The sequence below is a fragment of the Streptomyces sp. NPDC025618 genome (assembly GCF_055558795.1).
Genome location: NZ_JBVHLW010000008.1, coordinates 59,738 through 70,723, shown reverse-complemented (window position 1 = coordinate 70,723; position 10,986 = coordinate 59,738). Strand labels below are relative to the sequence as shown.

8 protein-coding genes are annotated in these 10,986 nt (G+C 70.6%); 6 read left to right on the top strand and 2 right to left on the bottom strand.

Going from position 1 to position 10,986, the window contains the following annotated elements; genetic code table 11:
• Positions 1 to 94 precede the first annotated feature (94 nt).
• Both ACZ4A5_RS10440 and ACZ4A5_RS10435 read left to right on the top strand, forming a co-directional pair.
• Positions 95 to 964, top strand: coding sequence for a YceI family protein (locus ACZ4A5_RS10440; RefSeq protein WP_467580910.1), 870 nt, complete (start codon positions 95 to 97; stop codon positions 962 to 964).
• A complete protein-coding gene (locus ACZ4A5_RS10435; protein ID WP_467580907.1) occupies positions 961 to 1,326 on the top strand; it encodes a hypothetical protein in 366 nt (121 codons plus the stop codon). Before ACZ4A5_RS10440 ends, ACZ4A5_RS10435 begins: the two co-directional genes overlap by 4 nt.
• A 271-nt stretch (positions 1,327 to 1,597) precedes the next feature.
• Here ACZ4A5_RS10435 and ACZ4A5_RS10430 read toward each other — a convergent pair whose 3' ends face one another.
• Complete coding sequence (locus ACZ4A5_RS10430; protein ID WP_467580905.1) at positions 1,598 to 2,470, bottom strand: phosphatidylinositol-specific phospholipase C/glycerophosphodiester phosphodiesterase family protein; 873 nt, start codon at positions 2,468 to 2,470, stop codon at positions 1,598 to 1,600.
• Positions 2,471 to 2,697: 227 nt separating this feature from the next.
• Between ACZ4A5_RS10430 and ACZ4A5_RS10425 the strand changes: the two genes are divergently transcribed.
• The 3 genes from ACZ4A5_RS10425 (at position 2,698) to ACZ4A5_RS10415 (ending at position 6,994) form a co-directional block, all read left to right on the top strand.
• On the top strand, positions 2,698 to 3,924 hold the full coding sequence (locus ACZ4A5_RS10425; RefSeq protein WP_467580902.1) for a phosphodiester glycosidase family protein: 1,227 nt from the start codon (positions 2,698 to 2,700) through the stop codon (positions 3,922 to 3,924).
• A gap of 145 nt (positions 3,925 to 4,069) precedes the next feature.
• Positions 4,070 to 5,482 (top strand): family 2B encapsulin nanocompartment shell protein, encoded by a 1,413-nt coding sequence (locus ACZ4A5_RS10420; RefSeq protein ID WP_467580898.1) that lies wholly within the window; start codon positions 4,070 to 4,072, stop codon positions 5,480 to 5,482.
• 105 nt (positions 5,483 to 5,587) lie between these two features.
• Entirely contained in the window at positions 5,588 to 6,994 is a 1,407-nt protein-coding gene (locus tag ACZ4A5_RS10415; RefSeq protein WP_467580895.1) for a family 2B encapsulin nanocompartment shell protein, read from the top strand.
• A 42-nt stretch (positions 6,995 to 7,036) separates the two neighbouring features.
• Here the strand turns inward: ACZ4A5_RS10415 and ACZ4A5_RS10410 are convergent, their stop codons facing one another.
• A complete protein-coding gene (locus ACZ4A5_RS10410; protein ID WP_361520260.1) occupies positions 7,037 to 7,231 on the bottom strand; it encodes a hypothetical protein in 195 nt (64 codons plus the stop codon).
• A 371-nt stretch (positions 7,232 to 7,602) separates the two neighbouring features.
• Between ACZ4A5_RS10410 and lysX the strand changes: the two genes are divergently transcribed.
• Positions 7,603 to 10,977, top strand: coding sequence for a bifunctional lysylphosphatidylglycerol synthetase/lysine--tRNA ligase LysX (gene lysX, locus ACZ4A5_RS10405; protein ID WP_467580890.1), 3,375 nt, complete (start codon positions 7,603 to 7,605; stop codon positions 10,975 to 10,977).
• The last annotated feature ends 9 nt before the right edge of the window (positions 10,978 to 10,986 follow it).

Sequence of the window (10,986 nt, the reverse complement as noted above, 5' to 3'; positions counted from 1 at the left end):
CTTTCCCAGGAGGTTGTCAAAATTTTGCCTTTCAGTGCAGGAATATGGTGATCTACAGGTACATCACCTTCTGATCAGAGAAAGGCCCTTCGGGATGGTTTTCGCCCTGCTGCGCCGTCGTAAGCGTTCCCTCCACCAGGAGGTCGCTCCGATTCCGCACGGCGCGGGGGCTCTCGACTGCCTGGTGCTCGATCCGGTCCAGCTACCGCTGCACAGAGCGGAAGTATCCGTGCGGGATCTCAACGGTCAGGAAGTGGTCCACGGGCAGACCGATCCGCACGGCCGGTTCGCGACGACCATGGCGCCCGGCGAGTACACCGTCGCCGTGACGGCCGAAGGATTCCAGCCTGTACGGCGCTCCTTCACGTCCACGGAGGGCGCCCGCACCTCCCTCGAACCGGTGGGTATGGAACCGGCGCCCGCTCCGGCCATGCCCGCTCCCGGCGCGTGGCGCATCGATCCGGACCACACGGCCGTGCGCTTCATCTCCCGGCACATCGGGCTCGCCGAGGTGCACGGCCGGTTCAACCGGTTCGAGGGCACACTGTGGATCGCCGAGAACATGGAACAGTCCCGCATCGATGTGGTGATCGAGACGGCGAGCATCGACACGGGAGTCAAGCAGCGTGACGAGCACCTGTGCTCGGCCGAGTTCCTGAACGTCGCCAAGTTCCCCTACATGCAGTTCACCAGTGAGCGGTTCGTGCACCGCGGCGGGTCCCGGTGGACGGTGCAGGGTGTGCTCAATCTGCACGGGGTGAGCCGCAACGTCGCGCTCGACACCCGCTACCTGGGCATCGGCACCGGCATCATGGGCGAGACCCGCACCGCTTGTTCGGCCTCGACCGAGCTGCACCGCGAGGACTTCACCCTGGACTGGCGCTCGATGCTCCAGCGCGGCATCGTCATGATCGGTGCGACGATCAGGATCGAGCTGGACATCCAGGCCGTACCGGCCCAGTGACGGCACCGGCCCGCACGGCGGCCCGGTTCTCGCGGTCGTCGACGGGCAACGGCAGCAACTCCGTGGGGAATCCGCTGGGCAGGCTCGTCGGAAGGCCGCTGGGCCATCCGGACGGCAGAGTCGTCGGCAGCCGGCTGGGGAGATGCGTCGGCAGCTCCGAGGGAAATCCGCTGGGGAGGGTGAGCGAGGGCGACGGGCCGGCCGAGGGCCCATGGCCGGGCTCGTCGCCCTTCTCGCCCTTGTCCCCGATGATCAGCACCGCCCCCAGCGCGACCGCCGCGATCGCCACCAGCACGGTCACGGCGATCACCGTCCGCCGTCCGCCACCGCCCGACGGCGGCTCCGGTTCCCACGGCGGCTGACCCGGCCCGAACCCGCCCGGAGGCGGGGCGGAGGGCGGGGGCGGTGGGCTCGCGGGCGGGCCGTACGGCGGTCCCGGTGGAGTGGCCATACGGTCCAGCGTTCCCGGCCGTCGGCCGTCGTCACCGCGCGGTGACGGTACCGCCACACGCTCCGCCCAGGACCGCGACATTCCAGGGTGGGAAAACACGCGCCCGTTCCGCGTGGCAGCCTCGAGGAAAACAGCCATAATCATACGATTTGCCGGTGCTTGTCGAACCTTACGCGGGTCGCTCAGCGGCGCGCGCGCAGGAATGCCTCAAGGCCGGCGAGGTCGTCCGTGTTGAGATAGTCCACACCCGCGGCGAGCAGTTCGTGCCACAGGGCGTCACGTGCCACGCCGGGCTGGTCGGGCGTGGCCCAGAAACGCACCTGCCGGTGTTCGGCGTGCGCGGTGGAGACGAGCCGCAGCAGCTTGGCACGCTCCCGTCCGGGCATCGGACCGACGCCCTGCCAGGCGAAGTTGAGGTTCCAGTCGTCACTGACGAGCGGGGCGAAGGAGGCGGGGACGCCGCTGCCGAGATCGGTGAGGCGGCCGTCGTAGAAGGCGTGCCGCACCCGCTCCTCCTCCATGGGGCCACGAGCGCCCCGGTCACCCGAGACGACGGCGGTGATCGCGCCGCGCCGGATCCGGCCGTTGTCACACACGCTCAGCATCGAGCGGTAGCGCCGAAGATGCCGGGAGAGCTCCCGGTAGGCCGGACCGCCCGCGGTCTTGATGTCGATGAGCAGTTGCAAGGAGAAGTCGTACCCCGGGTAGACCCGGCCGTGCCCGGATCTGACCCGGCGCAGCAGCGGGTCGAGGTAGAGCGACTCCAGGGTGCGCGTGGGGTCGAGCTCGGAGGCGTCGTGCGCGACCAGGAGCTTGTCGCCGACGAGCCAGATGTCGGCCTCGACGCTGCCGAAGCCGTGGGAGAGCGCGTCGGTGAGCGGGTGGAGGTGCTCATAGTCGTTGTGCGCGTGGGCACGGCGCAGCGGCGGCTTGCCCCGCGCGGCGCCCGCGCCGGGCGCCGCGTCCGCCGGCTGGGCGAAGGCGGGTCCCGCGACGCAGCCGGCGAGGGCGGCTCCCAGGGTGACGACGGCTGCGCGGCGCGTACGAGGGGTCATGGCGACTCTCCCGGATCGGGGGCGTCCGCGGCGGTGGCGGCGGCCCGCACGAGCTGTCTCCTGCGAGTATCCGGGGCCACAGGGCCAAAGGGCAGGGAAGTGGCAAGAGTTGCCCGCGTCGACGTCGGCGCGTTCCCTGTCGTTCTTTCGGGGCATGGTGAACTCTCTTGCATCGTGCCAGAGTTGATGGGACCTCTGGGGAGACTGTGAGCGGATGCAGAAGCCGCGTGCGCGCGGGGCTGACGGTTCTGGTGGCGTGGGCGGCGCTGGTAGCGGGAGGTACGGCCTGGGCGGACGCGGCGGACGCCGGCACACGGCAGGCACTACGGCTGGGCGCGTCGACCTCTGTGGCACCTGGGGTCGAATACCGGGACTTCGCCCTGTCGGCCTCGCACGGACCCACGTACGGGCATCTGCTGACCGTCGACCTCCGCGAGCCGGGCGTCTCCCTGGATTTGCTCTACCCCGGATCGGTCGCCGCGCGGTCCACGGTGTCCCACATGGCCGACCGGAGCGGCGCGGTCGGCGGGGTCAACGGCGACTTCTTCAACATCACCGAGTCCCAGCACCCCGGGGTCGAGGCGACGGGCGCCCCGGTGGGGCCGTCCATCGCGAGGGGCCACCGGCTCGGCGCGGCGGTGCCCGACGGTCAGCGCTTCGGGCCGGCGATGCCGCCGGGTGCGTCGACCCGGGATGTCATCGGCGTCGGGACGGACGGCAAGGCCCGGCTGGACCGCCTGACCCTGGCGGGCACGGTGACGGCCAAGGGCAGGAAGCTGACGCTGCGCGGCCTGAACCAGTACGCCTTGCCGGTGGGCGGGATCGGGGCGTACACCCCGGACTGGGGCACGGCCTCGCGGCGCCGGGCGACGTGCGGGACGAACACCGACCGGTCGGCTCCGTGCAGCGCCAACACCTATGAACTGACCGTGCGGCACAACCGCGTGACGGAGGTGGCGAAGACCCCCGGGCGCGGTGCGATCCCCTCCGGGTCGACGGTCCTGGTGGGGCGCGAAGGGGGCGCGAAGGAGCTCCGCAAACTGCGGGTCGGCGACTCGGTGAAGGTCGAGGAGCGGCTGGAGTCCAAGGGGCGGGGAGCGCTCCGCTTCGCCATCGGCGGCTTCCCGGTGCTGCGTGGTGGCAGACCCCTGGCGGGGCTGAACCGTTCGACGGCGGCGGTGCGGACCTCGGCGGGCACGGGTGGGGGCGGCCGGCGGTTCCTCCTTCTCGCCCTGGACGGCGGCACCGAATACCGCTCGGGCATGACCGTCGCCGAACTGGCCGCCCTCATGCGGGACCTCGGAGCGGACGACGCGGTGAACCTGGACGGCGGCGGGTCGAGCACCCTGGTGACGCGCGACCCTGACGACGGGCGCACCACGGTCCGCAACCACCCGTCGGGCGGGGGTGAGCGCCCGGTCGCCAACGGAATCGGAATTTTTATCCGAACTTAACATCGTCGATCAATCCACCCATGTGAGTGACTGTGCCACGCGATTCCCGCTGCTAGCTTCGAAGGTGCACGAGCGAAAAATCAGCGGAAAAGAATCGTCGGGTCCGCAATGGGCATTTCGCAATGGATGGGTGGGCATTCGCATCATGACGACATCAGTGGAGACCGGCACCGCGGACAATAGCGGTACCGCCCCCCTGAGTTTGAGCACCGCGGCCGCGCGCAATCTGGCGACCACGACCAAAACCGTGCCGCAGATGCAGGGCGTCACCTCACGGTGGCTGCTGCGCCTGCTGCCCTGGGTTCACGTCCCCGGCGGTTCCTACCGGGTCAACCGTCGGCTGACACACACGCTGGGCGACGGCCGGGTGGAGTTCGTCTCCACGGGCTCGGAGGTCCGGGTCATCCCGGCCGAGCTGGGCGAGCTGCCGCTGCTGCGGGGTTTCACGGACGCGGCGACGCTGGAGGCCCTGGCGGGCCGCTTCACCCAGCGCGAGTTCCAGCCCGGCGACGTGCTCGTGGAGGCCGGACAGCCGGCCGACCAGGTCGTCCTGATCGCCCACGGCAAGATCGACAAGGAGCGCGAGGGCGAGTACGGCGACACAGCCGTGCTCGACCTGCTGGCGGACGGCGAGTATTTCGGCGACGAGGCGGTCGCCGCGGAGGAGGAGCAGACCTGGGACTTCACCGCCAAGGCCGTCACCGCCTGCACGGTGCTGACCCTCCCCCGCCAGGCGTTCCAGGAGCTGCTCTCCGCGTCGGAAGAGCTCCGTGCCCATGTCGCGGCCTTCCACGCCACCGTCGGCCTCCCGCAGAACGAGCACGGCGAGTCGGCCATCGCCGTCGCGTCGGGCCACACCGGCGAGCCGCCGCTGCCGGGTGTCTTCGCCGACTACGAAACCTCCCCGCGTGAGTACGAACTGAGCGTGGCCCAGACGGTCCTGCGAGTGCACACCCGCGTCGCGGACCTCTACAACGAGCCGATGAACCAGGTCGAGCAGCAGCTGCGCCTGACCATCGAAGCCCTGCGCGAGCGCCAGGAAAACGAGATGGTCAACAACCGCGCCTTCGGGCTGCTCCACAACGCCGACCTCAAGCAGCGCATCCACACGCGCACCGGGCCGCCCACCCCCGACGACCTCGACGAGCTCCTGGCCACCGTGTGGAAGGACCCCGCGTTCTTCCTCGCGCACCCGCGCACGATCGCGGCGATCGCCCGCGAGTTCAACAGCAGGGGCATCTATCCCGACAGCGTGGACGTGAACGGGCACGCGGTGCCCGCCTGGCGCGGCGTCCCGATCTTCCCGTGCAACAAGATCCCCGTCACCGAAGCGGGCACCAGCTCCATCCTGGTGATGCGCACCGGGGAGGAATCCCAGGGCGTGGTCGGTCTGCACCGGACGGGAATTCCCGACGAATACCGCCCGAGCCTTTCGGTGCGGTTCATGGGAATCAGCGAGCAGGCCATCATCTCGTACCTCGTGAGCGCCTACTATTCGGCCGCCGTTCTCGTTCCCGACGCCCTGGGAATTCTCGAGGACGTGGAAATCGGGCACTGAAATCCGGACCGGGGCCGGATTCCGATACCCCCGGCCCAGCGCACACGTATCGCGTCGGACAGCGCAAGCATCCAGACAATCGCTACAGATGGGTGATAACCAGCCATGACCACGTCAGTGGAGTCCGTGTCCGATGAGCAGCCGGGTCAGTCGCAGCTGAGCCTCGGCACTCCGGCGGCACGGCAGCTCGCCACCACGACGAAGTCCGTACCGCAGATGCAGGGGATCTCCTCCCGCTGGCTCCTGCGTGTGCTGCCCTGGGTCCAGGTGTCCGCGGGCACCTACCGGGTGAACAGGCGGTTGAGTTATACCGTCGGCGACGGCAGGGTCGAGTTCATCTCGACCGGGGCGGAAATCCGGGTCATCCCCCCGGAGCTGGGCGAACTGCCCCTGCTGCGCGGCTTCGAGGACAACGCCGTGCTGGAGTCGCTGGCGGACGGGTTCGTCCAGCGTCAGTACGCGGCGGGCGACACCCTGGTCCAGGCCGGCGCCCCCGCGGACCAGGTCTTCCTGATCGCCCACGGCAAGCTCAACAAGACGGGCCCCGGTAAATACGGGGACGACACGGTGCTCGGAGTGCTGGCCGACGGCGACTACTTCGGCGAGCGTGTGCCACTGGAGCCGGACGCCACCTGGCCGTTCACCGTCACGGCCGTCACGCGCTGCACGGTCCTGGCACTCCCTCTCCAGACCTTCCAGGAGCTGGCCGACCGCTCCGAGGCGCTGCGCGCCCACGTGGAGGGCTTCGCCTCCCGCCCCCGGCCGGCGCAGAACCACCGCGGTGAGGCCGACATCGCCGTGGCCTCCGGCCACAAGGGAGAGCCGGTCATCCCCGGCACCTTCGTCGACTACGAACTCTCCCCGCGCGAGTACGAACTGAGCGTGGCCCAGACGGTCCTGCGGGTGCACACCCGCGTCGCGGACCTCTACAACGACCCGATGAACCAGGTCGAGCAGCAACTGCGCCTGACCATCGAAGCCCTGCGCGAGCGCCAGGAAAACGAGATGGTCAACAACCCCGAGTTCGGGCTGCTCCACAACGCCGACCTCGGCCAGCGCATCCACACCCGCACCGGCCCGCCCACCCCCGACGACCTCGACGAGCTCCTGTCCCGGCGCCGTAAGACGCAGTATCTGCTGGCGCATCCGCGCACCATCGCGGCCTTCGGCCGGGAGTGCAGCAGCCGTGGCCTCTACCCGAAGAACATGGAGGTCCTGGGGTCGGCCGTCCGTTCCTGGCGCGGGGTGCCGCTGCTGCCGTGCAACAAGATCCCGATCAGCGAGTCGGGGACCAGCTCGATCCTCGCGATGCGCACCGGTGAGGAGAACGAGGGTGTGGTGGGCCTCCACCAGACCGGCATCCCGGACGAATACCAGCCCAGTCTCAATGTGCGGTTCATGGGCATCAACGAGCAGGCCGTCTCGTCCTACCTGGTGAGTGCCTACTTCTCGGCGGCCATCCTCGTGCCGGACGCCCTGGGCGTGCTGGAGGACGTCGAGATCGGGCGGTAGCACCACCCCCTGCCCTGGCCGGCCGCAGCGTCGGCCGGGGCGTCAGGGCCGTACGCCGCTGACGAACGTCGTGGTGGCCGAGAGCCCGTGGGCCAGCGTCGGGGCGATGCTCGTGCTGGAGAGGAGGAATCCGAGCAGAACGCAGACCAGTGCGTGGGAGACCCGCAGCGCGCCGCTGCGGAGAAACACCACCGCCATGATCAGAAGCAGTACGACCATGGAGATCGAAACGGCCACGGTGAGCCTCCTGAGGCGGAGTGGTTTTTCCGCCAGTCTGGCCCATCACACGCCCTGGACCTGCGAAGAGCGTGTACTCCAATCGGGTGGGAGTGCGCCCGGCCGGGAGCGCGGCGACGGCCGCGCGGACAAGATCGGCGCAAGCGAAGTCGGCATCGGCGGACCGTCGGCCGGATGCCGGGAGGGCGGCCTGGGATGAGCGGGAACGGGCTCGGGCCTCTCCGCAGCGGAAGCGCGCCGGCCGGGCGGCGAGGTCCGGAGCCCCACGACGGGGACGCGGTCGCGCTTCCCTACGGACGCGGCCGGTCGCCGGGAAGACCGGGGCAGGCGTTCGGCGAGCAGGCGGGCCGGGCCTTGCCTAGGCTGACGGAATGAGCCGTACAGCCCCGGACAGCCCACACGCGGCGGCGCCCCCCGCCACGGCGGGGGCCGGAGGCCGGGAGAGCAGCGAGGGGCGGGGCACCGCCTGGCAACGGCTGCTGCACCGGGTGCCCAACGGGTTCGCGGTCTTCTTCGGGCTGCTCGGGTTGTTCTGCGCCATCACCTCGCTGATCGTGCCGCTGCGGCGCGCGGCCCGCCCCCTGACCGACGCCCTGGACACGCTGACCGTGCCCACCGCGCCGAATCTCGCCTACGCCGTCTTCCTGCTGCTGCTCGCCACGGCGATGGCGGCCCGTAAGCGCGTCACCCTCTGGTTCGTCCTCGGCTATCTCTCCCTGCTGCTGATCGCGGACGCGCTGCTGCTGGCGGTGGGTTACTGGGACACGATCCCGTCCCTGGTGCTGTGTGTCGCCGCGATGACGCTGCTGATCCTGGCCCGGCGGGAGTTCTACGCGGCGTCGCGGCGCGGGGCGTTCCTGCGGGCGCTGCTGGTGCTGATCGCGGGACTGGCCGTGGCCATCCTGGTGGGCTGGGGTCTGGTGGCGGCGTTCCCGGGTTCGCTGGAGCGCGGCGGCGGCAACCGGCTGCTGTTCGTGGCCAACAAGGTGTGCGGCGGTCTGGTCAGCGGCCGGCACTTCACCGGGCACCCGCCGCACTGGCTGTACTTCCTGCTCGGGCTGCTCGGCGCGCTGGCGCTGCTCAACGCGGCCATGACGCTCTTCCGTTCACAGCGGCTGGAGGCCGCGCTGCACGGCGACGAGGAGCCGCGCATCCGCGCGCTCCTCAGCCGCTACGGCGGCCTGGACTCCCTCGGGTATTTCGCGACCCGCCGTGACAAGGCCGTGGTCTTCTCCCCCAGCGGCAAGTCCGCCGTCACCTACCGGGTGGAGGCGGGCGTCTGTCTGGCCTCGGCGGACCCGCTCGGCGACCCGGAGGCGTGGACCCCGGCGATCGACGCCTGGCTGGAGCTCGCGGGGCGGTACGGCTGGCAGCCGGCCGTGATGGGGGCCAGCGAGGCGGGGGCCAAGGCGTACGCCCGCTCGGGGCTCGGCGCGCTGCAGCTGGGTGACGAGGCGATCCTTCAGGTGGCCGCGTTCGACCTCGACGGCCGGGAGATGCGGGTGACCCGGCAAGCGGTCAACCGCGTGGAGCGCACGGGCGCGACCACGCGGATCCGGCGGCACTCGGCGCTCTCCGACGAGGAGATGGGCGAGGTCATCAGGCGCGCGGACGCGTGGCGGGACACAGAGACCGAGCGGGGCTTCTCCATGGCGCTGGGGCGCCTGGGCGATCCGGCCGACGGTGACTGCCTGCTGGTCGAGGCGTTCGACAGCGAAGGGAAGATGATCGCGCTGCTGTCGTTCGTGCCGTGGGGCCGTGACGGTGTCTCGCTGGACGTGATGCGCCGCGACCGGGCGGCGCCCAACGGGGTCATGGAGTTCATGGTCGCCCAGCTGTGCGCGCAGGCGGGGCGGTTCGGTATCAAGCACATCTCGTTGAACTTCGCGGTGTTCCGTTCCGCTTTCGAGGAGGGCGCGCGGATCGGCGCGGGGCCGGTGCTGCGGCTGTGGCGGAAGCTGCTGCTGTTTTTCTCCAAGTGGTGGCAGCTGGAGGCGCTCTACCGGTCGAACGTCAAATACAACCCGGAGTGGCATCCGCGGTTCCTCTGCTACGCCGACGCCGGTGCCCTCGCCCGGATCGGGCTGGCCTCCGGCATCGCCGAGGGCTTCGTCGCCGTGCCCAGCCTGGGCAAGCTGTGGGGCCGGGGCCGGGCGCGGGGCATCACGAGCCCCGCCTCCACCGCGGGCCTGCCCTCGCTCTCCGAGCTCGGCTTCGCGGGCGGCGAGGGCCCCGGCGGCGAGGAGGGGCAGGACGAGCTCGCGGGCCTGCCCGAGCAGGTGCGGGTCAGGCGGCAGAAGCTGGACCGGCTGCGGGAGGCCGGGGTGGACCCGTATCCGGTCGACGCCCGGCGCACCCACACCCTCGCCGCCGTGCGGGCCGCGCACCCGGGGCTCGCGCCCTCGTCCCGTACGGGCGAGCGGGTGACCGTGGCCGGCCGGGTGCTGCTCGTGCGCAACCACGGCGGCATCGCCTTCGCCGTTCTCCGCGACTGGTCCGGTGATCTTCAACTGGCCTTCACGCGCGACGACTCGGGGGACGACTGCCTGCGCCGCTTCGCCACCCATGTCGATCTCGGCGACCATATCGAGGCCGAGGGCGAGGTGGGCACCACCGACCGCGGTGAGCTGACCGTCTTCGTGACCCGGAGCCGTATGATCGCCAAGTGCCTGCGCCCGCTGCCCGACAAGCGGCGGGGACTGAGCGATCCGGAGGCGCGGGTGCGGATGCGCTATGTGGATCTGGCCGTCTCGCCGGAGGCGCGGCAGACCGTGCGGGCTCGCAGCGCCACCGTGCAGGCGCTGCGCCAAGGGCTGCTCGACCGGGGCTATCTGGAGGTCGAGACGCCGATGCTCCAGCAGGTCCACGGTGGCGCGAACGCCCGGCCCTTCACCACCCACATCAACGCCTACGACCTCGACCTCTATCTGCGGATCGCGCCCGAGCTCTATCTGAAGCGGCTGTGCGTGGGCGGCATGGAGAAGGTCTTCGAGATGGGGCGCACCTTCCGCAACGAGGGCGTCTCGTACAAGCACAATCCCGAATTCACGATGCTGGAGGCGTATCAGGCGTTCGCCGATTACGACGTGATGCTCGACCTGACGCGCGAGCTGATCCAGGGTGCGGCCGTCGCCGCCCACGGCTCGGCGGTCATTCTGCGCGCGGACGGCGGCGGGAAGCTCGTCGAGCACGACATCTCGGGCCCGTGGCCGGTGAAGACCGTCCACGGTGCGGTGGCGGAGGCGCTCGGCGAGGAGATCGACGCCGATACGCCCGTGGCGGTGCTGCGGCGGCACTGCGACGCCGCGGGGGTGCCGCACAAGCCGGACGACCGGCGGGGGGACATCCTGCTGGAGATGTACGAGCGGCTGGTGGAGGAGCGGACCGGCCTGCCGGTGTTCTACAAGGACTTCCCCACCGAGGTCTCGCCCCTGACCCGCCCGCACCGCGCCGATCCGCGCCTGGCCGAGCGCTGGGACCTGGTGGCCTTCGGCACCGAGCTGGGGACGGCGTATTCGGAGCTGATCGACCCCGTCGAGCAGCGGCGCAGGCTGACCGCGCAGTCGCTGCTGGCCGCGGGCGGCGATCCCGAGGCGATGGAGCTGGACGAGGATTTCCTGCGGGCCCTGGAATACGCGATGCCGCCGACGGGCGGGCTGGGAATCGGTGTGGACCGGCTGGTGATGTTCCTGACCGGGCTCTCGATCCGCGAGACCCTGCCCTTCCCGTTGGTCCGCAGGCGCTGAATTCCCCAC

Bases quoted from the DNA above. Each gene is read 5' to 3' on its own strand.
- ACZ4A5_RS10440 (WP_467580910.1), top strand. From the start codon at position 95: ATGGTTTTCGCCCTGCTGCGCCGTCGTAAGCGTTCCCTCCACCAGGAG.
- ACZ4A5_RS10430 (WP_467580905.1), bottom strand. From the start codon at position 2,470: ATGACCCCTCGTACGCGCCGCGCAGCCGTCGTCACCCTGGGAGCCGCC.
- ACZ4A5_RS10420 (WP_467580898.1), top strand. From the start codon at position 4,070: ATGACGACATCAGTGGAGACCGGCACCGCGGACAATAGCGGTACCGCC.
- ACZ4A5_RS10415 (WP_467580895.1), top strand. From the start codon at position 5,588: ATGACCACGTCAGTGGAGTCCGTGTCCGATGAGCAGCCGGGTCAGTCG.
- lysX (WP_467580890.1), top strand. From the start codon at position 7,603: ATGAGCCGTACAGCCCCGGACAGCCCACACGCGGCGGCGCCCCCCGCC.